The organism is Cronbergia sp. UHCC 0137, assembly GCF_034932285.1.
GTDB lineage: Bacteria > Cyanobacteriota > Cyanobacteriia > Cyanobacteriales > Nostocaceae > Cronbergia.
This window is the reverse complement of record NZ_JAYGHC010000055.1, coordinates 1-22,551: the sequence shown is the minus strand read 5'-3', so window position 1 is coordinate 22,551 and position 22,551 is coordinate 1. Positions and strand designations below refer to the sequence as shown.

Below are 22,551 nucleotides of genomic sequence, written 5' to 3'. Positions count from 1 at the left end.
CTTGATCTCAGGTCATTAACGACCACTTCTGAAAAATAGCTTCAATCATTTAGGCGCAGCATGGTCACCACCGCAGAAAAAACAAACATTGGTTACATTACCCAAGTCATTGGTCCAGTTGTAGACGTTAAATTTCCCGGCGGGAAACTACCCCAAATCTACAACGCCTTGACCATCACAGGCACCAACGAAGCTGGACAACAACTCAGCTTAACCGTTGAAGTACAACAACTACTAGGCGACAACCAAGTTCGGGCTGTGGCTATGAGTACCACCGACGGTTTAGTACGTGGTTTAGAAGCCGTTGATACTGGCGCTCCTATTACCGTACCCGTGGGTAAAGCTACACTAGGTCGGATTTTCAACGTTTTAGGTGAACCTGTAGACAATCAGGGTCCTGTAAATGCTGAAGCAACTTTACCAATTCACCGTCCTGCTCCCAAATTCACAGAACTGGAAACCAGTCCTTCTGTATTTGAAACAGGGATTAAAGTTGTTGACTTGCTGACTCCCTACCGACGTGGTGGTAAAATTGGTCTGTTCGGCGGTGCGGGTGTTGGTAAAACCGTGATCATGATGGAATTGATCAACAACATCGCTACTCAGCACGGCGGCGTGTCCGTATTTGCTGGTGTGGGTGAGCGTACTCGCGAAGGAAATGACCTCTACAACGAAATGATGGAATCTGGGGTTATCAATAAAGATAATCTCAATGAATCGAAAATTGCTCTAGTTTATGGTCAAATGAACGAGCCACCCGGAGCAAGAATGCGGGTCGGTTTGTCTGGTTTGACCATGGCTGAGTATTTCCGTGACGTGAACAAACAGGACGTGTTGCTGTTTGTTGACAACATCTTCCGCTTCGTACAAGCAGGTTCTGAAGTATCCGCGCTCTTGGGACGGATGCCTTCTGCGGTGGGATATCAGCCTACCTTGGGTACAGACGTGGGTGCGTTGCAAGAACGGATTACCTCCACTACCGAAGGTTCTATTACCTCCATTCAAGCTGTGTACGTTCCTGCGGATGACTTAACCGACCCCGCACCTGCAACTACCTTTGCTCACTTAGATGGTACAACAGTATTATCTCGTAGTTTAGCATCTAAAGGTATTTATCCGGCGGTTGACCCACTGGGTTCTACTTCCACCATGCTACAGCCCAACATTGTTGGTGAAGACCACTACAATACTGCCCGTGCTGTACAATCAACTCTGCAACGTTACAAAGAATTGCAAGACATTATCGCCATTCTTGGTTTAGATGAATTGTCTGAAGAAGACCGTCTAATTGTGGCACGGGCGCGGAAAGTTGAGCGTTTCTTGTCTCAGCCTTTCTTCGTTGCTGAAGTATTTACTGGTTCTCCTGGTAAGTATGTGAAATTGGAAGACACCATTAAAGGGTTCAAGCAAATTCTGTCTGGTGAATTGGATGCTTTACCAGAACAAGCGTTCTACTTGGTAGGTGATATCAACGAAGCGATCGCTAAAGCTGAAAAGATCAAAGGGTAATAGGTCATAGGTAATAGGTAATAGGTAAAAAATTCTTGCCAATTACCAATTACCAATCACCAATCATCATAATGCCTAACGGCAGGCTAAAGCCAACACCAATTAAGAATATGACCCTAACCGTTCGTGTAGTTTCCCCAGATAAAACTGTGTGGGATGCCCCAGCCGAAGAAGTAATTTTACCTAGCACTACCGGCCAATTGGGTATCCTGAGTGGCCACGCACCGCTGTTGACAGCCTTAGATGCAGGTGTAATGCGTGTTCGTGCCAGCAAAAATCAAGATTGGCAAGCGATCGCTCTTTCGGGCGGTTTTGCCGAAGTTGAAGAAGACGAAGTAACAATTTTGGTCAACGGTGCAGAAAGAGGCGACAAAATCAACCTCGAAGAAGCTCGTACCGCTTACAACCAAGCTCAAACTCGCTTAAATCAAGTTAGTGCAGGCGATCGTCAAGCACAAATCCAAGCTAACCAAGCCTTTAAACGCGCCCGCGCTCGTTTTCAAGCTGCTGGTGGATTGGTATAAATTGCACTCAAATTAACTACAATTTCTAATTTTGAGGGTGGGCTATTTGTCCACCCTATTTTATTTACTTTTCTTTACACAGGTCGGTTTTATTCTGCCCACCATGATGAGATATAAAAAACAGCCGTGGTAATAATTTGTTTGAGAATAGCGATCGCTCTATGCAAAGTATACCTTTCTCAACTGACATAACTTATAAAATAGTATAATAATAATGGCTGTAGTATGTAGTCGAGGTTTAAAAGATAGATGATAACACCTCAATCAAATACCTTAACCAACTCCAATCTTTACGAACAAGATTTTTATTTATGGATAGAAACCACAGCTAAACAATTAAAAACAGGACAATTAGCCCAAGTTGATTTAGTAAATCTGATTGAAGAAATCGAAAGCATGGGCAGAAGTGAAAAAAGAACCATAGAAAGTAACTTAGTAGTGCTATTAATGCACCTATTAAAATATAAATATCAGCCAGAAAAACGTACTAACAGTTGGCTTTCAACAATATTTGAACATCGTCGTAGACTCAGAAAACATTTAAAAGATAGTCCTAGTTTAAAAAATTACCTTTTAGAAGTATTTACAGAATGTTATCAAGATGCACGTCAGCAAGCAGCTTTAGAAACCAGCTTATTAATTGATATTTTTCCTGTAGATTCTCCTTTTACTGTGGATGAATCCTTAAATCAAGACTTTTTACCAGATTAATGCCGTATTTACTATAATAAACTGCTTAATATCTCCCTTAAAACTCATTAAGCAACTCCATAATTGGTATATGGACGTTTGTATGGGGGATGCAATCCTAAAACAATATCTGTAGCTGGAACTCCTTTTTCAACTAGCTCTTGACCGATATCTGCTTCTGTCATGTTGTGCTGAATCCAGATTTTGCCATCTTTAATATCTAAATGAATGTAACAGGCATAAATGCGATTTAACTCCTGCCAACCGATATCTAGAAGTTGATAGTGATCGTGTTCCGTGTCAAAAATGAGTTGACATTCAATATTTGGCTCATTTGGGCTGGCATGAGCAATTAGTAATTCACGGACAATTTGGCGATATTTTGTTAGTTTGTCCATTCTATTATCTCCTCTGTATCTGGTTTGTAGGCTATAATTTAAAAATTAGTGTAAAATGGATGTAACCAGAATTTATTAAATAGCTTATGCCTCTCACCAAACTTCTGCCACTTGTGAAAGAATTATCTTACTCTGACAAGCTCTTGCTCCTACATTATTTGACAGATGAATTGTTGAAGGAATCTGGTTTAGTCCCGTTGAATACTCAAAACACATTTACCAGTCAAGGTTTACATGATTCTTTTGAAGCGGCTGCTGTTTTAGCAAAGGCATTGGTAGAGAAAAAAGTGGCGTTATCGTTCTGAATTGGTGTTTAAAATCATTCCCAAAGGAGCTTGATCGTAGCTTATACAAATCCTAACCAAGAGATTTTAGAAGCGATATTAACTTAGCTTTCTCAACTACATATACTTTTTGTACCTTGCCCGATGGGACTGAAACTTTAGCATCAGAAAAAGCCACAATTGGAGTTACAAAACTCAAATTCTTTTGCTTCTTCACCTGCAAAGCTTGTTTCATAGATTGAGCAAGAAAGTCCTTCTCAAATGGATCACTTGTTTTTCCCATACGTCGATACAACTGTTTCCCATCTGTTGTAACTTCACCTCGATGCGACTTGACATCAATCACATAAGCTTTGTTTTGAGGAGATATACAAATAATATCAGCATCTCCTAATTTATTACCTAAACGCATACCGTACTCAATTTGCCACCCTTCTTGCTGTAGTTCTGACATTACTTGAGCAGTATCTTCTTCACCTTTGGCACCTTGATCAGCGCGATTAGCTAGTTTCCATAAAGAAATACCCTTGACTATCAAACCCAAAGCAATAATAACTAAAAATACATAGAGAATGGGCGGTAAATTTAATGAGAATTGCTGCTGAGAGCGATTTACAGAGGAGATGGGTTTCAAAAAATTCTCGAAAGCCTTAACCAAAAAAAATGGGCAGAAAATGATTAATCCTGCTGATACAAAAGAACCAATAGCCTTTAATCGTCTTTTATCTGCCAGTTCACGAATATTTTGTCCAGCTTGACGACTTGATTTTGGCATAAATATTGAAAATAAATAAAAAACTCAATGATTACATTTTACTGGGTATAATGCTTAATTTGCCTAGAACTTTTACATAATCACAACCAGCTATGACTCAGAACTACAGTATTACCTTACTTCCCGGCGATGGCATTGGACCCGAAATTATGGCAGTGGCAGTGGATGTACTGAACGTTGTCGGGAAACGCTTTGATATTCAATTCCAATTCCAAACAGCTTTGATTGGAGGTGCAGCCATTGACGAAACAGGTGAACCCCTACCTGCTGCTACCTTAGATATGTGCCGCAATAGTGATGCTGTATTACTTGCGGCCATTGGTGGTTACAAATGGGATTCCCTACCCTCCAATCTTCGCCCAGAAGCGGGTTTATTGGGATTACGTGCCGGTTTGGGATTATTTGCTAATTTGCGCCCTGCTAAAATTTTACCCCAATTAATTGATGCTTCCACCTTAAAACGGGAAGTTGTGGAAGGTGTGGATATTATGGTCGTGCGCGAACTGACTGGGGGAATTTACTTTGGTCAACCCAAGGGCATTTTTACCACAGAAACAGGGGAAAAGCGCGGTGTAAATACAATGGTTTACAGTGAATTAGAAATTGAACGGATTGGTAGAGTGGCTTTTGAAACCGCTAGAAAACGGGGTGGTAAACTCTGTTCTGTGGATAAGGCTAATGTGTTAGATGTATCTCGACTGTGGCGGGAAACCATGATTAACCTATCCTCAGAATATCCAGATGTGGAACTTTCTCATTTATATGTGGATAACGCCGCCATGCAGCTAGTGCGATCGCCCAAACAATTTGATACGATTGTCACTGGTAACTTATTTGGTGATATTCTTTCCGATGCTGCTGCCATGCTGACTGGTAGTATTGGGATGTTACCTTCCGCTAGTTTGGGGGCTTCAGGTCCTGGTGTGTTTGAACCCGTTCATGGTTCAGCGCCAGATATTGCTGGTCAAGATAAAGCTAACCCCTTGGCACAAGTTTTGAGTGCGGCTATGATGTTGCGTTATGCTTTAAACCAACCAGAGGCGGCAGATATGATCGAATCAGGAGTGTTACAGGTTTTACAACAGGGCGATCGCACAGGCGATATTATGTCTGAGGGAATGAATCTTTTGGGTTGTCACGCTATGGGCAAATCACTGATCCAAATTCTCCAATCAAAATAACATCTTCACAATAAATCGAAAGTTTTTGGCATTTTTTAGCAAAACTTTCAGATAAACTAGAACAAAATCTATACACTACCTAAAATCCCATAGTGCAAGCTTTAGGACAAGGACAGGCGAATTATTCCGCCCCACCATACCAGCAGCCTTTGGTTGATCCTACCGTCATCAGAGCGGCTGGTAAAATTTATTCCATCTACTGTGAAGTACACCCCGAAATCATCGGGCAACCTTCAGGAGTAGCAATTAGTCGGGTAACTCATCGGGGCAAGGTGATTTTTACTCAGCACCCGGTGCTGTTACCGCAAGAGTGTTTTGTACCATTGAATCAAATTGAATCCCATATTTATTAGTCTTGGCATTTCACTAAGGGACTTCCAAATCAAAAAACTCTCAACCACCCAACCTAAAAAATCCCTCAAACCCTTATTCCTCTGTGTCCTCTGCGCCTCTGCGGTTAGTTAATCCAGATAATTTATTTTTTGGAAGTCCCTAAACTAACAAGCAGTTGCCAGACAAGTAAAAACATACAGTGATGATCAATACTCAGGCAGGAATTTCCACCCCTGTTGCCTATTCCCTGCAAACAATATGGACATTTTGATTTTCGCCCCAGCGAGTCTGATTGTCTTCGTTTTGGGTGCTGCTATTGGTAGCTTTATCAACGTTGTCGTTTATCGGCTACCTGCTGGATTATCTCTACTTTGGCCGCCCTCTCGCTGCCCAAAATGCTTAAACAGGCTCAAACCTTATGATAATGTGCCTGTGTTCGGTTGGCTGTGGTTAAGAGGGCGGTGTCGTTATTGTCAAACCAAAATTTCCCGCCGTTACCCTGTGGTAGAGGCTTTGACAGGCATACTATTTCTAATAGTATTTTGGGCGTTTCAATTTTCAATTTTTACAGTCGGTTATTGGGTTTTTTGTAGCTGGTTATTAGCTTTATCCCTGATAGATTTAGATACAATGACTTTACCTAACCCCCTAACTAAATCAGGGCTGGTGATGGGAATAATTTTTCAAATGGCTGTTGGTTGGTTATCTGGAAATGGTTCGGTCGGTTTTGCTCATTATTTAATGTCAGGGATATTCGGCGCAGTTGTGGGTTTGTGGTTGTTTGATATTATTGCCCTAATTGGTTCTCTAGCCTTTGGTAAAGCTGTCATGGGTGGAGGCGATGCTAAACTAGCCGCAATGATGGGATCCTGGTTAGGTTGGCAATATTTACTTTTAGCTGCTTTTATAGCTTGTCTTCTGGGGGTCGTGGCAGGTGGAGGGGCAATGATCCTATCACAACAGACAATTAGTAAAAAAATGCCTTTTGGTCCCTTCTTGGCCTTGGGAGCCATGAGTGCAGTATTTTATGGGGAAGGGATTATTTCTAGCTACTTGCGGTTATTTTTTCATGTATCTTGAAATATAGAAGAGTGAAAATTCCCAAATTTAAAATCAATTTTTAATGGTTTTGTGTATCATTTTTTGTTTATTAACCCAATACCCCATTATTATCAATCTTCATCCCCCCTGACTGTAACGGCTATTACTCCATTTGTCGTAGAAATTTTGGTAATATTAACCTGTGACTTGTATTACCCCCCCAAACAACAAAATGCAGTTGGCAAATACAAGCAATAGACTAGATGTTAACTGCTTATAAACCGATTAAATAACCTGACACAGGAGTAATGAAGAAGGAGTCAGGAGTCAGTAGCCAGGAGTCAGAATAAATTAGTAGGGGATTTATACTCGCCACTTTCTTATTGACCACCAAATCTATGATTTGGTGGGATCTTAAACCCAATTATACATCCGCCAGTCGTACATAATTCATTCTGATTTCTGACTCCTGACTCCTGTATTCTTTTTGATAAACTGTGATTGGCATAAGCATTTCCATTTAGTTAGCAACCAAAACACACAAAATAAGTTCAAAATTGCTGGGAAGCTTAATTCAATCACTCTTCATGCTTTATGTTTTTTTTGCTCAATCCAAAATTCAGGATTGAACTATTTTCGACCTCATACCTACTAGCATAAGATAAAAATGGCGAACAACGAAGAATCACGCGGTTTAAAGTCTCTGTTTGATTGGTTTGCAAATCGTCGTAAAACAGGATCTATTAGTCAAGAACGCCAAGAAAGGGAAATTGCTGATGGGTTATGGCATAAATGCCCCAAGTGCGGTGTCTTGGCCTATGCTAAGGATCTGAAAGCGAATCAAATGGTCTGTGTGGAATGCGGTCATCATAATCGAGTTGATAGCGATGAGCGGATTCGACAATTGATAGATGCTAATACGTGGAAACCGATGGATGAGCATTTGCTACCTACGGATCCTTTGCAATTCCGCGATCGCAAACCTTATAGCGATCGCCTACGGGAAACTCAAGAGAAAATTGGTTTAATAGACGCTGTAAAGACAGGTTTAGGTCAAATCAACGCTTTACCTATCGCTTTGGCGGTGATGGATTTCCGGTTTATGGGTGGGAGTATGGGTTCTGTGGTGGGAGAAAAAATCACCCGCTTGATTGAACAAGCCACTCAACGCCGTTATCCTGTGGTGATCATCTGCACTTCTGGCGGTGCGAGAATGCAGGAAGGGATGCTTTCTTTGATGCAAATGGCGAAAATTTCCGCCGCCCTCCAACGTCACCGTGATGCTAAATTATTATATATTCCCGTTTTAACTAATCCTACTACTGGTGGTGTTACTGCTAGTTTTGCCATGTTGGGGGATTTGATTATAGCTGAACCCAAAGCCACTATTGGTTTTGCTGGTCGAAGGGTAATTGAGCAAACTTTACGGGAAAAATTACCAGAAGATTTCCAAACTGCGGAAGATTTACTCAAGCATGGTTTTGTTGATGATATTGTTCCCCGTACTCAGTTAAAAGGCACTTTAGCTCAGTTAATCTCTTTGCATCAGCCTTTACCAACTCCACCGAATATGGTTTTATGGGAATCAATGTCTTTAAGTTCTACCGTTGTTGAGTAAAGATGGAGTGAAAGAAAATTAAATATCCGTTACCTGAAACCTTTGTAGAGACGTTCCATGGAATATCTCTACATTTTCTGGTTCTGGAATTAAAAGTTGTGGGGATCAGGCAGGGGGAAAATACGCTGTTAATAATATACTTCAATTAATCATCATCAGGGTAAACTGCCCTAATTCCCTGTTAAAATTAACATCTGAGGATTGTGAATCAGGAGAAACCAGGCGTGCCTACACTCGGCGTAAATATTGACCACATTGCAACTATTCGCCAAGCACGGCGGACAATAGAACCGGACCCCATAGCGGCTGCTATATTAGCAGAATTAGCGGGGGCAGATGGAATTACTGCTCATTTGCGGGAAGATAGAAGACATATTCAAGATCGAGATGTGCGACTGCTGCGGCAAACGGTGAGAACTCATCTAAATCTAGAAATGGCTGCCACTGATGAAATGTTAGGCATTGCTCTTGATATTAAACCGGATTATGTAACTTTAGTTCCCGAAAAGCGAGAAGAAGTAACTACAGAAGGCGGTTTAGATATTGCTGGACAAATTGCTAGAATAGGTGAGATAGTTGATAAATTGCAAAGTTCCAGTATTCCTGTAAGTTTGTTTATTGATGCTGATGAAGCACAAATAGAAGCATCTGTCAAGGTAAAAGCTAAATTTATTGAACTGCACACAGGCCAATATGCTGAGGCTAAAGACGAAACTAGCTGTAAGCGTGAATTAGCCTTGTTAGCCGCAGGATGTGAACAAGCTATTAAAGCCGGATTGCGCGTTAATGCAGGACATGGACTCACCTACTGGAACGTCTACCCAGTGGCAATGCTTCCGGGAATGGAAGAACTAAATATTGGTCATACTATCATCAGTCGGGCAGCTTTAGTGGGGATAGAAAGAGCAGTCCGGGAGATGAAACAGGCTATGAGAGGGGAATAGCTGCGAAATCTGGAAAACCTAGAGTTAAATCTATAAACAGAGATTTCTATGACCTCCACACAGTCTAATAACTTACCCCTTTGGGTACAAGATCGAGATCAGGTGATTGCGGCCAGCGTTGATGCCCAATGGCGCTATGGTACACCCCCCGATTATACTCGATCTAAACAGAATCTTGCTCAAGAAAGTGTCTGTAATCACTTAGAAGGTACACTGGCAGCGATCGCTCAAAATTTGGTAAGAACCTTTGAAATGGAGGTATCTTTCAAAACCAATCCCCAACAGTGGTTATCAGTTATTCCTGAGCAATTTCGCATTAGTACCAACGGAGGAAAGGAATACACAGCCGCAGATGTATCTGCCCAAGGCACATACAACATATTCATGGCCAATTCCCAACATTACAAAGCAACGGAAGAAAGTTTTGAATCATCTGCTAAACTTTTCCATACCACCTTTCCCCAAGGTTTCCCCTGGGAAGTTTTAGAGGTTTATTCAGGACCACCCAATGTTACATTCAAGTGGAGACACTGGGGACATTTTCAAGGTGCATACAAAGACTTTGCACCAACAGGAGAAACTGTGGAAATTATTGGTATAAGTATAGCCCGTGTCACCAATGATTTAAAGATTGTTTCCTTGGAACACTATTTTGATAACACCCTGTTCTTGAATAAGCTGACAGCAGGTGGTAAACAAGTAAGTAGTGAAAACAAGGCTAGTGGTTGTCCTTTTAGTTCTTGGTTGAGAAAATTCAAGAACAATTAAACTCATCAGGGTACAGTGTAGATCCTGTACCCTATAAATTATTCAATAGTAGTAATCACTGGATGAAGATGCAAACATACTATTACGTTTTGGCTAGTCAACACTTTCTTTTAGAAGAAGAACCAATTGGGGAAGTTCTCAAGGAACGCACCCGTCACTATCACGAACAAGAAAAAGAGATTGATTTTTGGTTGGTGAAGCAACCAGCTTTTTTAGAAGCACCGCAAATGGCAGAATTTAAAGCTAAAACTCCTAAACCTGCGGTAGCTATTATTTCTACCAATCCTCAATTTATTACTTGGTTAAAACTGCGTTTAGAGTATGTGATTACTGGGGAATTTCAAGCTCCTTCGGCCAATATTCCTAATGCACTAGCATCCTTGGCTACTGTATCTTAATCCATACATTATTTGTCTAGTGTTGTGAGGTTAACGAGAGTTCTAGATTTCATCTAATAAAACTCTCACTCACAATATTACAGTTATCCAAACTATTTTGGGATGCACACCGATACGATCTTTTACCCAATGATGTTTTTATTGAGTGACATCAAATCTACTACAGATTTTAGCGATCGCACCCACAATTTTACCAGTTTGTACAGGTTTTTTATTCCTAAAATTTATTTAAAGTTATTAAATCAGCGATTCATGATTTAATAATTCTCGCTAAAAATTACTTAAACAAATCGAAAAAGAATGAAAATCAAAGAACAAATTACACAAGAATTGGAAAAATTACCTGAACCACTGTTCTCTTTAAATTGTGAGATTACAGATCATACAAATCCTTAAACCATTTAACAAATACTTGTGCTTTGGGATGTTGTGGATCTAGAATCTTCTCCTGAATAGCATTCTGTAATTGTCTACCTGGAGGATCTTGCCAAGCTAACCAAGAATGAATACGAGCTTTATCAATATATGAATCTTTAAATTTTGCTCCTCTATTTTTGGCTTCTGTGACTACTTCCTGAGTATATTGCCAAAGAGGTTCGCTTTCATCATGTAAGCTAAAAATGTTTCTAACATCCCTCTATTTTTATTATCTGGCATCATCCAAACACCGAATTTTTGATTATCTTCATTATTAATTATATTTATAATTATTCCTAATTCTGGCATTTCTTCAGGAAAATCATCTATACTTTTTTGTATTGATTCTACCTTTAAACAAGTATTTCTGATACTTTGCCAACGATCTTTAGGATTTTCATCTGCATCTATTATTAAACCTAAATGTGTCAGTTTTCTTTCCTTAAACTCTGTAGATATTAGTTCAGGAGTAATATTTTCATAACCATCACACTCTCGAATTAATACAATTGGTTCGTGTTTACTAACTTCCCAGGTTATTCCATTTTTCTCAATTAATTCTGGAAAAACCCTTAATTCACTTTTTCCTTCTACAAGAAGTTTTTTAGCTACTAATAGTTTTTTAGATTTATTAATTTTTACCATTCTTAACGTACCTCAATTCCTCTTTCGGCAGCAATAACGATTTCAGCTTCATTAAACCTAACACTTGTTTTTTTATCCTTCTCAATTCTGTGAATCCTAATACCATCATCTGTTACATTCTCTGTTTCTGCAATGTCAGCTAAACTCTGCCAACAATCATTACTATGTGTAGTTGCAAAAACTTGTACATTTAATCTTTTAGCTGTATCCCAAATCATTTTCCACATACCAGACATTGTAGTAAAATGGAGGCCAGTATCTATTTCGTCTACAAATAAATAACCATTTTTAGCTGATACTATAGCTAAGGCAAGTCCTAATATTCGCCAAATACCATCTCCCATACTCCCAATAGGTACACGCTGGTTCTTATCACTAAGACGCACAAAAAAACCAGTATGTGAATCAGCAGCAGAACGTAATCTCGTCATCTGACTAGCTTTTTGAACATTTGCTGGAGCAATACGTTCGATTTTTGGATCAATAATTTTCAGAGCTTCTGTTGCTAGTTCTTCTTCAGGAGTTAATACAACTTCCTCAAATAATTCTTTCATATTTGTGGTATTTAAAGAAGAAGAATTAACAAATACTGTCCTAAACAATTGATTTTTTTTGTCTCGGCTAGAACGTTTAATAAATCTTAAAGATAAGCAATTATTATCTAATAAAGGCATATTTACAATTTCTTTAGCTTCATTTTCTCTATTCCAAACTACCCTGAAATTTACGCTTTTGAGATTACTTGATAACTCTTCGATAATTTCTCTTTTTTTTTCTTCATCCAACTCTTCAAACTCTTCTAAATCAGCATCAATATGTAACTTTCGGCTTCCTATATTGACATAAAACTCTTCTTTTACATCGTCGTTAATTCCTGAAATAGAGAATTGACTATTTATATCAAATTGATGATCATAAAATAAATGACAGATATCAAGTTCACGTTCTTCTCTTAGATTATCACTCCAAAAATACTCACCTCGGTTAATCATGATTTCACCGAGTGGTTCAAGATTGGTTCGTGAACATAAAAGCTGAATAGCTTCTAGTATTGATGTTTTCCCACTATTATTTTCACCAACCAGTAAGTTAATTCTGCCTAATTGCTGAAGTTCAAAAGATTTGAAACCTCGAAAATTCTCTATTTTTACACTTTTCAACATAATTTTTAAGATGAAGACAACAGAGAAATGATGAGAGTAGGTTTATTATAACACTAATATCCTCGACTTCTTTGAGAAGTTGGAGATATCAGGGGAGAAATTAGTCTATAGCATCAGCATTAATATCTATATAATTTTCTATTGCTTGTTCCAATAGTTTAGTTTCAGCAGTAGAAAAGTTAGGAGATGGTAAAAATAAACTAACTAAAGGCTGAAGAACTGGATACTTTGCAACCCCCATGAAAAAACCGATTGCAAATTGAGGAATATGATTTCTCACAAAATTTGTAAAGTCTATAAAAATACCGTAAATCTGCTCCCACCAAGTGGGATCTCTTCTAGCAATTTCATTTTGAATATTTTCGAGTTCCGTTGTAATTTCATCACGCTTGAGGTTTAAAAAATCAATACCATCACGAGTTAAAATACCATGTCTATTCCATGTCATTGTGAGATGCTCAACATTATCCAGTATTTTTACAATTTTTCCATCATCTAATTCATTAAATAAAGTCTCTTTAGAATATACATGGTTTTTAAATATCCAAAAACCCTTTTGTTCATAAATCATCCATCTTATCCGTTTTATTTCTCTGTCTATCTTTTTAAATGCTCCTCTAAGAATAGTTTTTTGCTCAAATGAATATTTTTGATATTCATTGATTTTTTGTATTATCATCATGATTAGAGTTTTCCGGTAAGTTTTTTAATACTTAGGTTGTATCATACTAATGTAGTGGTTTATATTAATTTAATTAAATTTAACATACAATCTCTGTATCAGTGCTGGTTCTCTAAAAAGAATAAATCACTAATCACGCTATGATAGTAAACAATGAAGGTTAAAGAAGTTCTCAAAATCCTAGAAGACGATGGTTGGTATATAGCTCGCATTAGAGGTAGTCATCGTATCCTCAAACATCAGATTAAATCGGGTATTGTGGTATTAGCGGGTAAACTTAGTAAAGACTTAGCGGAAGGATCTCGAAAGAGTATTTTTTCCCAAGCACAACTGGAGGACAAATAATGAACAATTATGCAGTAGTCTATGAATGGGCAGGTAGTAATTATTCTGCTTATGTTCCAGATTTACCGGGATGTGTTGCTTGTGGTGATACCTTACAAGAAACAGAGGAACTCATTAAAGAAGCTATAGAATTGTATTTAGAAGTGTTAAAAGAAGATCGAAAACCTATTCCCAAACCTTCTACAAAAGTTGGTCAAATTGCAGTGACAATATAAATAGAATTAGTAATTTCAAATCCCCGACTTCTGTTAAAAAATCGGGGATCTAAATCCTATTTCAACGCTGCTAATAAATCATTTTTCGCAGTCTCCAAAGCCTCCGGTAATTTACTTGCATCCCTTCCCCCTGCTTGGGCTAAGTTGGGTCTTCCACCACCACCACCACCGCAAATTTTAGCTATAGTTCCCACAAATTTCCCAGCTTGGACACCTTTTTTATTAACTTCAGGACTGAAGGCTGCAACTATACTCACTTTCCCTGGTTCGGGAACAGAACCCAGCACCACAGCACCGTTACCGATTTTTTGCAGTAATCTTTCCGCCGCAGTTTTTAAAGATTCCGCATCAATTTCTTCCATTTGTGCTACAATTATTTTGTACTCGCCTAAAGTTTCAGCCGTCTGCAATAAACTGTCAGATTTAACGATCGCTAACTGTGATTTTAGGGTTTGAATTTCTTTTTCACTGTTGCGAATTTCGGTTTGCAGAGTTGTGATTCTGTCTGGTACTTCTTCGGGTTTGACTTTAAAGCGATCGCACAAATCTTTCACCACTGTATCACGCACATTCAAATAATCCAACACCGCCAAACCAGAAACCGCTTCTATTCTTCTCACCCCAGAAGCCACTCCCGCTTCAGCAATGATTTTGAACACCCCAATCTCTGCGGTATTATTAACGTGAGTTCCCCCGCACAACTCCATTGAAACACCAGGGAAATCAATCACGCGCACTTCATCACCGTACTTTTCCCCGAACATCGCCACTGCACCTTTCGCTTTTGCTTCGGCAATAGGCAGCACTTCTATTGTAGCAGAATGGGCTTCAGAAATCCAATTATTTACTATTTCTTCAACTTGTTCAACTTCCGCAGTAGTTAAAGCGCGGGGACAGTTAAAATCAAAGCGCAATCTATCAAAAGAAACTAAAGAACCAGCTTGAGAAATTCCTTCATCTACAACCTTCTTTAATGCAGCTTGTAAAAGATGAGTTGCGGTATGATTAGCTTGAGCGCGACGACGACAAGCATGATCAATTTGAGCGGTAATATTGTCACCAATTCTAATTGTACCACGTTCAATTTTACCAAAGTGAACAAAGAAATCAGATTCCTTTTTCACATCTTCAATTCTGACTAAAATACCATCTCCAGAAATATATCCCTTATCTCCAACTTGTCCACCTGATTCTGCGTAAAAGGGAGTTTTATCTAAAACAATTTGCACATCTGTACCTGCTTCTGCGGCTTCTTGGGAAACACCAGAAACTAATAAAACTTCGATTTTTGCTGTTGCGGCTAATTGCTTATAACCAATGAATTGTGTACTATGAATATGTTCTGCAAGTTTGTCTAAAGAACCTTGAACAGTTAAATCAATGGTTTCGTGTGCAGCTTTTGCGCGTTCTACCTGTTTTTGCATTTCCGCATTAAAACCATCAACGTCAACAGTTAGATTATACTCTTCAGCAATTTCTTGGGTTAATTCCAATGGGAAACCAAAGGTATCATACAAAGTAAAAGCACTTTCACCACTAATAGAAGTTTGTTTTTGTTGTTTTACAGTTTGGATAATTTCTTCTAACAGCTTTTCACCTCTATCGAGAGTTTTGAGGAAGTTAGTTTCTTCTCGTTGTAACTCAGCTTTAATAGATGCTTCTCTTTGTCGCAAATTGGGGTAAACTGATTCAGAAAGAGAAATTGCCGTTTCTGCAACTTGGTTAATAAATTCTCCAGAAATACCAATTAATCTACCATGACGAACAACGCGACGAATTAAACGCCGTAAAACGTAACCTCTACCAACATTAGAAGCGCGAATTTCATCTGCGATCATGTGAACAACAGAACGGACATGATCACCAATTACTTTTAGAGAAATTTTTGTTTTTTCATCACTTTGATAATAATCAATTCCCGCAATTTTCGCTGCTGTTTCGATAATCGGGAAAATCAAATCTGTTTCATAATTATTCGGCTTCTTTTGCAGGATTTGCGCCATTCTTTCCAAACCCATTCCCGTGTCAATATTCTTATTTTGCAACGGTGTTAAATTTCCAGCAGCATCCCGATTATATTGCATAAATACCAAGTTATAAAACTCGATAAATCGGGTATCATCTTCTAAATCAATATTATCTTCACCGCGTTCTGGGTGGAAGTCGTAATAAATTTCCGAACAGGGTCCACAGGGTCCGGTGATTCCAGATACCCAAAAGTTATCATCTGCACCCATGCGTTTAATTCTAGCTGGGGTGACACCAATTTGATCACGCCAAATTTCCAAAGCTTCGTCATCTTCCTCAAAGACACTAACCACAAGGTTTTGAGGAGAAAAACCAAAGACTTGGGTAGATAATTCCCATCCCCAAGCGATCGCCTGTGGTTTAAAATAATCACCAAAGCTAAAATTACCCAACATTTCAAAAAATGTATGATGGCGTTGAGTCCGTCCCACATTTTCGATATCATTGGTACGAATACACTTTTGGGATGTTGTAGCGCGTTTAAATTCCGGTGTGCGTTGTCCCAGGAATATCGGTTTAAATGGTAACATACCTGCAATAGTCAGCAGCACAGTCGGATCTTCTGGGACGAGGGACGCACTCGGAAGCGGTTGGTGTCCTCGTTGGGTGTAGAAGTCGAGGAACAATTGACGAATTTCGTTACCGCTAAGATACTGGGAAGTTGAAGACATGAGTTTTTAAGAAATCAATTTTAATTAATTTGGGATAAGCTGCAAAAAGCATCTTTACTATAATATTAATTAGTTTTTATCTCAGACAAAATTTATGCGATAATCTTTATACAATCAGGCTTATTGTTTTCATGTCGGCAAAAGCTACATAGCGTTTTTGTAACGTTCAAATACCAACCGAGCAGTAAAATTATGCAAGTAGAATTGTTGGAGAAACTTTCCACCTCTGATGCTACCATTATTTTAGAACACTTACCTGAAAAAATTAAAACGGCTTTAATTGCCCGTGCAACTGAAATAGAGTATCCTGTTGAGGCAGTGATTGAAATGGCCTTAGCTAGTTTCTTAGATACAGAAGCATTAGGTTTTGCCGATTGCAAACCAGGATGGGGACAATGAATAATAATTTTTACTAAAATTCCTAATGTTTTATGCTGTATTCGTCATAGCGAACTGACAAAAGCCCTCCCGGTATCCAAGAAACAGCGCTTGCGCGATCGCACTCTAATTAATTTTGCTAAGATGATGTTAATGAATCCCATAGTAGCGAAAGTCAAGTCATGAAGCAGATTGAATTAAAACAAACTCTCTATGAGCAAGACTTAAATGCTTGGTTTGATGATACTTTGATTAAACTCAAAGCAGGACAATTTGATGCTATTGATATGGTATCTTTAATTGAGGAGATAGAAGGCTTGGCAGGGAGAGATAAACGAGAAGTAAAAAGCCGTTTAATAGTTTTGTTTGCTCACTTACTAAAACGAATTTATCTTAATTCTGCTGAAAATAATCGGGGTTGGGAGTTAACCATTCGTGAACAAAGAAGAGAATTAGAATTGCTTTTACAACAGTCACCAAGTTTAAAAAATCATCTCAATGAAAGTTTCTCTTCAGCATGGAAAACGGCTTTATCAGAAGTAAGAGAAGAATACCCTCAAATTCAATTTCCTGAACAATGGGAATTTACAAACAATATTGAAGCCTTGCTGAACCAAAGTTTTTGGAATTTGAAAAATTATGATTAATTTTGATTGATCACAGATTATTTCTAATTTGGATAGTGCGTAAGTCCTAAACTATGATTTCAGTTATTATAGTGGGTAAGGGTTTAGCAATGCTAAACCCCTACAAATCTGGGTTTTTCATAATTTTATAAAAGTCCATATTCCACCCATTTTTAGTATAGAAGATTCTGAGGAGAAAAACCAAAGACTTAGGTGAATAATTACTATCCCCAAGCGATCACTTGCGCTTTAAAATAATCACCAAAGCTAAAATTACCCAACATTTCAAAAAATGTATGATGGCGTTGAGTCCGTCCCACATTTTCGATATCATTGGTACGGATACACTTTTAGGATGTGGTACCGCATTTAAATTCTGGTGTGTGTTGTCCTTCCCATTGTCAGTTTATATCAAAATAACATTAATTCATATACCTTGATCATATTTCCGTTAAAAAATGCCCAAAAAAATCAGAGAATTAAAAAGTTTACTCAAAAAAGCCGGGTTTATTTACCGTTCAGCAAAAGGAAGTCATACGCGCTGGTATCATCCTTTATTACCAGAAGATCCTATTACCATCTCTGGCAAAGATGGAGATGATGCTAGACTATATATAGAAAAAGAAGTTAACGAAAAATTAGCTAAATTGAAATCAATTCAAGAGAAGGAGTCAGACGAATGAATTTACCTTATACTATCATTATTCAATGGAGTAGTGAAGATAAATGTTATTTAGTTCATTTACCTGAATTTCCTACTCAAAAATATCATACTCATGGTGATACTTATGAAGAAGCAATTAAAAATGCTCAGGAAGTCATAGAAATGTTAATTACTGAATATCAAGAAGACGGAAAACCTTTACCTTTAGCTAAATCTTTAGAACAATTGATTAATGTGGCTTAATTGATTTATAATTAGGTTATTAATAATGTACTATAATTATCTCAAATTAATTAACCGAAGCAAACTCGTCAAAGTTGGTGGTATCTTCTGTAAAAGTTGAGTTATCAAAGTCGAATTTTCAACAAACTCGTGAACATCTTCTGTAGAGATATATCTTTCAAGATCAAATTTTAGAGCATTAGTAGAAATAGCTAAATTTATTCGCAGTTTGCCTCCATTCTCTTCATATTCTCCATCATAAAGTGATTTAATCTCCTCAGCAAGAAAATTTGACTGATTAGATTTTAGATCCATGTAAAAAATGATTATCCATGATTCTAATATTATCTGTGTTGATATAAACGGTTTAATTTCCCTTCTATTACGATCAGTCATATATTCAATTTCTCTAAATATTCCCTTTAAAGCAGCATAAGTTTCATTAGGGATAACTGGCTGAGATTCTGTTTTTTCAAGGCTATAGATACGAACTGCAATTGATAAGCCATTGCCATAAACAATTGTTCCCATTGCAGCAAGACATGACGTAATTAATCGAAAGATATTATTTTGTACTTTATAATAATTTGAGCTTGTATCAAGATTTAAGATTGTGGTAGTATAGATTTTTTTGAGGAAATTACTAGCATCTGACCAAATACGTTGATCAGAGTATTTATTGTATTGCTGTTGTCCTGCTCTTTGAAAAAACTTCTCCAGCCCTTCCTTCCATTCCTCTTGTATATCCAAATCATCTACTTTATCTAATACTGATTGAGTCAAAGATTTAAACTCTTTAATTTGCTTTCTTGTCCGAGGAGCTTTTGCATAATTTTCTCCCCAAGTGGAGATAAAGTCTAGAGTTTGTTCAGAAATGAGAGGATTTTTTTCAGCAAGACTTACCTTTAAAAATGAGTCTATTGCAGGACTTAGTAGCGCGAAAATAGGTGATTCCCAATCTTCAACACAAGAGATAAGTCCAAGAATACTGATTCTTGATGGACTATCAGCAGTTATGTTATGTCGAGATAATATTGATGCGATAAATAACCAGATTACATCACTGTTGACTTCTGAATCTTTTTTAAGCAGTTCTCGTCCCAATACTCCCAAACCCATTTCTAAGGCTTGCTGTGATCCTAATGCAAGCAACGCAGCAAAATCTAGAACAGTTCCATCTACTTTTTTTAGATTAACATAAGTTCTGGCAACTTCTTCTCTAGCTCCGTCAATATCATCGGAGTCTAAATATTGTTGTACTTTAGTGAGAGTAGTTGTCATTTTGCTTATTTTTTAGGAATAAAGGTTATACCACTCCGAATTTCAATGTCAACACGAGCATTGTTAACTGTACGCTTAGGATCTTGAAAAGAGTGAGGTTGGGATTCTGGACTAACACCACCTTGTTCACTAGCATTCTTAACGAAACGTTTAGCTTTAGAAAAAGCCTGTTTTCGTTCTGCTTTTTCAGAGTTGCTGCATTCTTCCTCAATCTTAGCAAGAAATGATAATCCCTCTTCATCGGTAACAGGTTTATCTTCAGCCCAAGAACGGGTATAGCCACCTTTCTTTGTGATATCATCTCCTTGAGCTTGTACTGCACCTCGATATGGTGCTTGCAAACTGGACATATTAAACCCTGACACCTGGCTATTTGATTGTCCCAAATCTTACCATAAATATACAGGGCAATTTTGCTAAAGTATAAAAAATTCAGAATCCCCTTGACCTGCTATGACTAAACCTTGGCTTGCAAGGATTTTAGTAATTCAGTATTAACACCAGATTCACGAGTGAGGGCAATTTTACCAGTGCGGGCAATTTCTCGTAAACCAAACTTTTGCAACACTTGGACGATCGCTACCATTTTACCCGGATCTCCCACAACTTCCAAAGTTAGAGAATCTTCTGATACATCTACAACTCGCGCCCGGAAAATCTGAGATAATTCGATCACCTCAGAGCGATTGCTGGTAGTAGCATTGACCTTTAATAGTAATAACTCTCGTTCTACACAGGGAGTTTCTGTCACATCCTGTACTTTGAGAACATTTACTAACTTATATAATTGTTTAGTCAGTTGCTCAATTACGCGATCGTCACCCGGTACAACCATCGTAATCCGAGAAACTCCTTCCTGTTCAGCCGGTCCAACAGCCAGGCTTTCAATGTTAAAACCGCGACGGGCAAATAAACTAGAAATACGGGATAGAACCCCCGCTTCATCTTCTACAAGCACTGAGAGAGTATGTTTCATCTTGAACAACAGAAACTAGAGGAGGAGACAATAGACCTGACACACTGAAATTTTGGTATGGATTCCCATTGTAAACTCAATAGGCACACAGATTACACTTCTTTCGTAAAAATTCACCATTTATATAAATAGGACTTACGGACAAAGCATACGTGTCAACTTAGGCTCTAATCGTTGTCCCACAGCCGTTTTACCCCACCCCTTAATCCCCTCCCCTCAAGAGGCTACGGTGTACACACAAGTGATCTGATTACCCAAAACAAGCCCTGGCGATTAGAAATCACGGCTACACAAACAAAGTCCACCTGCGTGGACTGAAGAAAAACTACTTATTTTTAACCCACGGAGGTGGGTTTTGCCTGTGTAGTTGCGGTTTCTAACCGCCGATTTAATCTTGATAAGACTTGTGTGTACACGGTAGCCTCAAGAGGGGAGGGGAGATTTTGATTTATCAAAAGCGGGGGTGGGGTTTTCCCGGGATTGGTTGGGAATTAAATAAGTTTTATTTAAGGTTATTACAATGGTTTCATGTTAAGTTGACACCAATGCTCACAAAGCTACCCCAGGATACCAAAGTTCTATTTAACGGTAGATGCAATGTTATAGTCAATCTAATAGATTTTAAGTACAAAAACCTTGATAACAGGACAGTTTTTATGGGTTGGTTACAAAGAATGTTTGGCTTAGAAAAATCAGAAAATGCCCAAGTAAATCCTACTCCCCAACAATTACCCCAAAGTCATCCCACTAGCACAACCGCAACGACTACACAAACAATTCCTCCAGAACGGCTAGGTTTAAATGGAGAATATGACGAAAGTGGATTAGCAAAACGGGTAGCACTAGCATTTGATGAAAATCCTCAACTTGATGATATTGAGACCCTTTGGGTGGCTCAAACCAACAGCACTGTAGTGTTAAAAGGCAAAGTTCCTAGCCAGGAGATAATTAATAAAATGGTTTCGGCAGCGCGTTCGGTTAAAGGTGCGGTAGATGTGGATACGTCACAAGTCACGATTGGTTAAGCAGTGAGAAGCTAAAGACTGATTTCATTCCATGCGTGTAAAGGGGCGATCGCTCTTGTCACTAATTCAATCATTTCTGGAGGAGCTTCGGAAACCAAAACGCTAGGATAAACTGCTGTACCCCATTCGGGATGCACTAACACATGACATTGATTTTGAATCACTGGATATTTAAGTAACGCCGTAGCTACTGCTGTATCATCGTGGGGTACTAGACCAGGATGAGAAAGTAAGGGATAACCTGTGCGGGGATCAATTAAGTCTGTGAGATAACCGCGATCGCGCAAATTAAATGCCATATCACATCCAAATCTCATAAACTTTTCCCGCAATCTTTCTTTTTCAACCTCACTTTCTGCGGTAATTTCCATTAAAGGAAATCGTGATTGCTGCAACACCACAACCACCCACAAAAACTCTTGTTGTTGCCAATCTGGTAATATCTTTTCGCAGTTGGCACAGATATACTGACTGGGTGTATGAATAGAAATTTGTACCTTTTGTCCCATTTTGCCAACTAAATTAATAGGACAACCTTGTTCAGACGCAGTATAAAGGCTTGAATAATTCACCACATTTATTCGGTTTTACCAAGGTTTTAAATTTATTCGTTGCCTACGATAATAACCCTCACGAATGCCAAAATACCATCGTAATTTGATGATTCTTGACTTTTATTTCAAATTACTTGAAAAACTTGTAATATTTAGTCGTGGTGATACAGAAAATTTCTATAGGACTCCTAAATAA

The 22,551-nt window shown here is 38.4% G+C and carries 27 protein-coding genes and 2 pseudogenes; 18 read left to right on the top strand and 11 right to left on the bottom strand.

Features of this window, described 5'->3' with window-relative positions:
- Window positions 1-60 precede the first annotated feature (60 nt).
- The 3 genes from atpD (at window position 61) to VB711_RS21580 (ending at window position 2,744) form a co-directional block, all read left to right on the top strand.
- A complete protein-coding gene (gene atpD, locus VB711_RS21590; RefSeq protein ID WP_323288358.1) occupies window positions 61-1,509 on the top strand; it encodes a F0F1 ATP synthase subunit beta in 1,449 nt (482 codons plus the stop codon).
- A 110-nt stretch (window positions 1,510-1,619) separates the two neighbouring features.
- Window positions 1,620-2,033, top strand: coding sequence for an ATP synthase F1 subunit epsilon (atpC, locus tag VB711_RS21585; RefSeq protein WP_323288357.1), 414 nt, complete (start codon window positions 1,620-1,622; stop codon window positions 2,031-2,033).
- Between the two features lie 249 nt (window positions 2,034-2,282).
- A complete protein-coding gene (locus tag VB711_RS21580) occupies window positions 2,283-2,744 on the top strand; it encodes a DUF29 domain-containing protein (RefSeq protein ID WP_323288356.1) in 462 nt (153 codons plus the stop codon).
- 47 nt (window positions 2,745-2,791) lie between these two features.
- On the opposite strand, the gene VB711_RS21575 is transcribed toward VB711_RS21580, so the two are convergent.
- Complete coding sequence (locus tag VB711_RS21575) at window positions 2,792-3,121, bottom strand: XisI protein (RefSeq protein WP_323288355.1); 330 nt, start codon at window positions 3,119-3,121, stop codon at window positions 2,792-2,794.
- A gap of 86 nt (window positions 3,122-3,207) precedes the next feature.
- On the opposite strand from VB711_RS21575, the gene VB711_RS21570 reads away from it, so the two are divergent.
- Window positions 3,208-3,426: a hypothetical protein gene (locus VB711_RS21570; protein ID WP_323288354.1), complete on the top strand. Its 219-nt coding sequence runs from the start codon at window positions 3,208-3,210 to the stop codon at window positions 3,424-3,426.
- Window positions 3,427-3,478: 52 nt separating this feature from the next.
- On the opposite strand, the gene VB711_RS21565 is transcribed toward VB711_RS21570, so the two are convergent.
- The gene (locus VB711_RS21565) at window positions 3,479-4,180 is read right to left on the bottom strand and encodes a nuclease-related domain-containing protein (protein WP_323288353.1); all 702 of its coding nucleotides are present in this window, start codon (window positions 4,178-4,180) and stop codon (window positions 3,479-3,481) included.
- Window positions 4,181-4,272: 92 nt separating this feature from the next.
- On the opposite strand from VB711_RS21565, the gene leuB reads away from it, so the two are divergent.
- The 7 genes from leuB (at window position 4,273) to VB711_RS21530 (ending at window position 10,463) form a co-directional block, all read left to right on the top strand.
- Complete coding sequence (gene leuB / locus VB711_RS21560; protein ID WP_323288352.1) at window positions 4,273-5,361, top strand: 3-isopropylmalate dehydrogenase; 1,089 nt, start codon at window positions 4,273-4,275, stop codon at window positions 5,359-5,361.
- Window positions 5,362-5,453: 92 nt separating this feature from the next.
- Window positions 5,454-5,714, top strand: coding sequence for a hypothetical protein (locus VB711_RS21555; protein ID WP_323288351.1), 261 nt, complete (start codon window positions 5,454-5,456; stop codon window positions 5,712-5,714).
- A 238-nt stretch (window positions 5,715-5,952) separates the two neighbouring features.
- On the top strand, window positions 5,953-6,774 hold the full coding sequence (locus tag VB711_RS21550; RefSeq protein WP_323288350.1) for a prepilin peptidase: 822 nt from the start codon (window positions 5,953-5,955) through the stop codon (window positions 6,772-6,774).
- Between the two features lie 628 nt (window positions 6,775-7,402).
- Window positions 7,403-8,353, top strand: coding sequence for an acetyl-CoA carboxylase, carboxyltransferase subunit beta (gene accD, locus VB711_RS21545; RefSeq protein WP_323288349.1), 951 nt, complete (start codon window positions 7,403-7,405; stop codon window positions 8,351-8,353).
- Window positions 8,354-8,577: 224 nt separating this feature from the next.
- A complete protein-coding gene (locus tag VB711_RS21540; protein ID WP_323288348.1) occupies window positions 8,578-9,297 on the top strand; it encodes a pyridoxine 5'-phosphate synthase in 720 nt (239 codons plus the stop codon).
- Between the two features lie 48 nt (window positions 9,298-9,345).
- Window positions 9,346-10,065, top strand: coding sequence for an ester cyclase (locus tag VB711_RS21535; protein ID WP_323288347.1), 720 nt, complete (start codon window positions 9,346-9,348; stop codon window positions 10,063-10,065).
- A gap of 68 nt (window positions 10,066-10,133) precedes the next feature.
- The gene (locus VB711_RS21530) at window positions 10,134-10,463 is read left to right on the top strand and encodes an MgPME-cyclase complex family protein (protein ID WP_323288346.1); all 330 of its coding nucleotides are present in this window, start codon (window positions 10,134-10,136) and stop codon (window positions 10,461-10,463) included.
- A 373-nt stretch (window positions 10,464-10,836) separates the two neighbouring features.
- On the opposite strand, the pseudogene VB711_RS21525 reads toward VB711_RS21530, so the two are convergent.
- The 3 genes and pseudogenes from VB711_RS21525 to VB711_RS21515 form a co-directional block, all read right to left on the bottom strand.
- A pseudogene (locus tag VB711_RS21525) lies at window positions 10,837-11,525 on the bottom strand (DUF3226 domain-containing protein).
- Window positions 11,526-11,527: 2 nt separating this feature from the next.
- Window positions 11,528-12,688 (bottom strand): AAA family ATPase, encoded by a 1,161-nt coding sequence (locus VB711_RS21520; protein WP_323288344.1) that lies wholly within the window; start codon window positions 12,686-12,688, stop codon window positions 11,528-11,530.
- A gap of 100 nt (window positions 12,689-12,788) precedes the next feature.
- The gene (locus tag VB711_RS21515) at window positions 12,789-13,370 is read right to left on the bottom strand and encodes a hypothetical protein (RefSeq protein WP_323288343.1); all 582 of its coding nucleotides are present in this window, start codon (window positions 13,368-13,370) and stop codon (window positions 12,789-12,791) included.
- A gap of 153 nt (window positions 13,371-13,523) precedes the next feature.
- Here VB711_RS21515 and VB711_RS21510 point away from each other — a divergent pair, with 153 nt between their 5' ends.
- The gene (locus VB711_RS21510) at window positions 13,524-13,715 is read left to right on the top strand and encodes a type II toxin-antitoxin system HicA family toxin (protein ID WP_323288341.1); all 192 of its coding nucleotides are present in this window, start codon (window positions 13,524-13,526) and stop codon (window positions 13,713-13,715) included.
- Entirely contained in the window at window positions 13,715-13,930 is a 216-nt protein-coding gene (locus tag VB711_RS21505; RefSeq protein ID WP_323288340.1) for a type II toxin-antitoxin system HicB family antitoxin, read from the top strand. The genes VB711_RS21510 and VB711_RS21505 overlap by 1 nt, the downstream gene beginning before the upstream one ends.
- Window positions 13,931-13,986: 56 nt before the next feature.
- Here VB711_RS21505 and alaS read toward each other — a convergent pair whose 3' ends face one another.
- Window positions 13,987-16,629, bottom strand: coding sequence for an alanine--tRNA ligase (gene alaS / locus VB711_RS21500; RefSeq protein WP_323288339.1), 2,643 nt, complete (start codon window positions 16,627-16,629; stop codon window positions 13,987-13,989).
- A 192-nt stretch (window positions 16,630-16,821) separates the two neighbouring features.
- Between alaS and VB711_RS21495 the strand changes: the two genes are divergently transcribed.
- Both VB711_RS21495 and VB711_RS21490 read left to right on the top strand, forming a co-directional pair.
- On the top strand, window positions 16,822-17,028 hold the full coding sequence (locus VB711_RS21495; protein WP_323288338.1) for a hypothetical protein: 207 nt from the start codon (window positions 16,822-16,824) through the stop codon (window positions 17,026-17,028).
- Window positions 17,029-17,189: 161 nt separating this feature from the next.
- Window positions 17,190-17,654 (top strand): DUF29 domain-containing protein, encoded by a 465-nt coding sequence (locus tag VB711_RS21490; protein WP_323288337.1) that lies wholly within the window; start codon window positions 17,190-17,192, stop codon window positions 17,652-17,654.
- Between the two features lie 206 nt (window positions 17,655-17,860).
- Here VB711_RS21490 and VB711_RS21485 read toward each other — a convergent pair.
- Window positions 17,861-18,025, bottom strand: a pseudogene (locus tag VB711_RS21485) (alanine--tRNA ligase-related protein); the annotation flags it as partial.
- A 66-nt stretch (window positions 18,026-18,091) separates the two neighbouring features.
- On the opposite strand from VB711_RS21485, the gene VB711_RS21480 reads away from it, so the two are divergent.
- Together VB711_RS21480 and VB711_RS21475 are read left to right on the top strand one after the other, a co-directional pair.
- Complete coding sequence (locus VB711_RS21480; protein ID WP_323288336.1) at window positions 18,092-18,316, top strand: type II toxin-antitoxin system HicA family toxin; 225 nt, start codon at window positions 18,092-18,094, stop codon at window positions 18,314-18,316.
- Window positions 18,313-18,540, top strand: coding sequence for a type II toxin-antitoxin system HicB family antitoxin (locus tag VB711_RS21475; protein WP_323288335.1), 228 nt, complete (start codon window positions 18,313-18,315; stop codon window positions 18,538-18,540). The genes VB711_RS21480 and VB711_RS21475 overlap by 4 nt, the downstream gene beginning before the upstream one ends.
- A 36-nt stretch (window positions 18,541-18,576) precedes the next feature.
- Here the strand turns inward: VB711_RS21475 and VB711_RS21470 are convergent, their stop codons facing one another.
- The 3 genes from VB711_RS21470 to ilvN form a co-directional block, all read right to left on the bottom strand.
- Entirely contained in the window at window positions 18,577-19,800 is a 1,224-nt protein-coding gene (locus VB711_RS21470; protein WP_323288334.1) for a hypothetical protein, read from the bottom strand.
- Window positions 19,801-19,805: 5 nt separating this feature from the next.
- Window positions 19,806-20,150, bottom strand: a complete 345-nt coding sequence (locus tag VB711_RS21465; RefSeq protein WP_323288333.1) for a hypothetical protein — start codon at window positions 20,148-20,150, stop codon at window positions 19,806-19,808.
- Window positions 20,151-20,257: 107 nt separating this feature from the next.
- The gene (gene ilvN / locus VB711_RS21460; RefSeq protein ID WP_323288332.1) at window positions 20,258-20,776 is read right to left on the bottom strand and encodes an acetolactate synthase small subunit; all 519 of its coding nucleotides are present in this window, start codon (window positions 20,774-20,776) and stop codon (window positions 20,258-20,260) included.
- A 656-nt stretch (window positions 20,777-21,432) separates the two neighbouring features.
- On the opposite strand from ilvN, the gene VB711_RS21455 reads away from it, so the two are divergent.
- Window positions 21,433-21,801, top strand: coding sequence for a BON domain-containing protein (locus VB711_RS21455; protein ID WP_323288331.1), 369 nt, complete (start codon window positions 21,433-21,435; stop codon window positions 21,799-21,801).
- Between the two features lie 11 nt (window positions 21,802-21,812).
- On the opposite strand, the gene VB711_RS21450 is transcribed toward VB711_RS21455, so the two are convergent.
- Window positions 21,813-22,376, bottom strand: coding sequence for a methylmalonic aciduria and homocystinuria type D protein (locus VB711_RS21450; protein WP_323288330.1), 564 nt, complete (start codon window positions 22,374-22,376; stop codon window positions 21,813-21,815).
- Window positions 22,377-22,551: the final 175 nt, after the last annotated feature.

Bases quoted from the DNA above. Each gene is read 5' to 3' on its own strand.
- VB711_RS21570 (WP_323288354.1), top strand. From the start codon at position 3,208: ATGCCTCTCACCAAACTTCTGCCACTTGTGAAAGAATTATCTTACTCT.
- ilvN (WP_323288332.1), bottom strand. From the start codon at position 20,776: ATGAAACATACTCTCTCAGTGCTTGTAGAAGATGAAGCGGGGGTTCTA.
- VB711_RS21480 (WP_323288336.1), top strand. From the start codon at position 18,092: ATGCCCAAAAAAATCAGAGAATTAAAAAGTTTACTCAAAAAAGCCGGG.
- accD (WP_323288349.1), top strand. From the start codon at position 7,403: ATGGCGAACAACGAAGAATCACGCGGTTTAAAGTCTCTGTTTGATTGG.
- VB711_RS21565 (WP_323288353.1), bottom strand. From the start codon at position 4,180: ATGCCAAAATCAAGTCGTCAAGCTGGACAAAATATTCGTGAACTGGCA.
- VB711_RS21530 (WP_323288346.1), top strand. From the start codon at position 10,134: ATGCAAACATACTATTACGTTTTGGCTAGTCAACACTTTCTTTTAGAA.
- VB711_RS21575 (WP_323288355.1), bottom strand. From the start codon at position 3,121: ATGGACAAACTAACAAAATATCGCCAAATTGTCCGTGAATTACTAATT.
- VB711_RS21465 (WP_323288333.1), bottom strand. From the start codon at position 20,150: ATGTCCAGTTTGCAAGCACCATATCGAGGTGCAGTACAAGCTCAAGGA.
- VB711_RS21490 (WP_323288337.1), top strand. From the start codon at position 17,190: ATGAAGCAGATTGAATTAAAACAAACTCTCTATGAGCAAGACTTAAAT.
- VB711_RS21455 (WP_323288331.1), top strand. From the start codon at position 21,433: ATGGGTTGGTTACAAAGAATGTTTGGCTTAGAAAAATCAGAAAATGCC.
- leuB (WP_323288352.1), top strand. From the start codon at position 4,273: ATGACTCAGAACTACAGTATTACCTTACTTCCCGGCGATGGCATTGGA.
- VB711_RS21470 (WP_323288334.1), bottom strand. From the start codon at position 19,800: ATGACAACTACTCTCACTAAAGTACAACAATATTTAGACTCCGATGAT.
- VB711_RS21505 (WP_323288340.1), top strand. From the start codon at position 13,715: ATGAACAATTATGCAGTAGTCTATGAATGGGCAGGTAGTAATTATTCT.
- VB711_RS21580 (WP_323288356.1), top strand. From the start codon at position 2,283: ATGATAACACCTCAATCAAATACCTTAACCAACTCCAATCTTTACGAA.
- VB711_RS21520 (WP_323288344.1), bottom strand. From the start codon at position 12,688: ATGTTGAAAAGTGTAAAAATAGAGAATTTTCGAGGTTTCAAATCTTTT.
- atpD (WP_323288358.1), top strand. From the start codon at position 61: ATGGTCACCACCGCAGAAAAAACAAACATTGGTTACATTACCCAAGTC.
- VB711_RS21510 (WP_323288341.1), top strand. From the start codon at position 13,524: ATGAAGGTTAAAGAAGTTCTCAAAATCCTAGAAGACGATGGTTGGTAT.
- VB711_RS21535 (WP_323288347.1), top strand. From the start codon at position 9,346: ATGACCTCCACACAGTCTAATAACTTACCCCTTTGGGTACAAGATCGA.
- VB711_RS21475 (WP_323288335.1), top strand. From the start codon at position 18,313: ATGAATTTACCTTATACTATCATTATTCAATGGAGTAGTGAAGATAAA.
- VB711_RS21515 (WP_323288343.1), bottom strand. From the start codon at position 13,370: ATGATGATAATACAAAAAATCAATGAATATCAAAAATATTCATTTGAG.
- VB711_RS21495 (WP_323288338.1), top strand. From the start codon at position 16,822: ATGCAAGTAGAATTGTTGGAGAAACTTTCCACCTCTGATGCTACCATT.
- alaS (WP_323288339.1), bottom strand. From the start codon at position 16,629: ATGTCTTCAACTTCCCAGTATCTTAGCGGTAACGAAATTCGTCAATTG.
- atpC (WP_323288357.1), top strand. From the start codon at position 1,620: ATGACCCTAACCGTTCGTGTAGTTTCCCCAGATAAAACTGTGTGGGAT.
- VB711_RS21550 (WP_323288350.1), top strand. From the start codon at position 5,953: ATGGACATTTTGATTTTCGCCCCAGCGAGTCTGATTGTCTTCGTTTTG.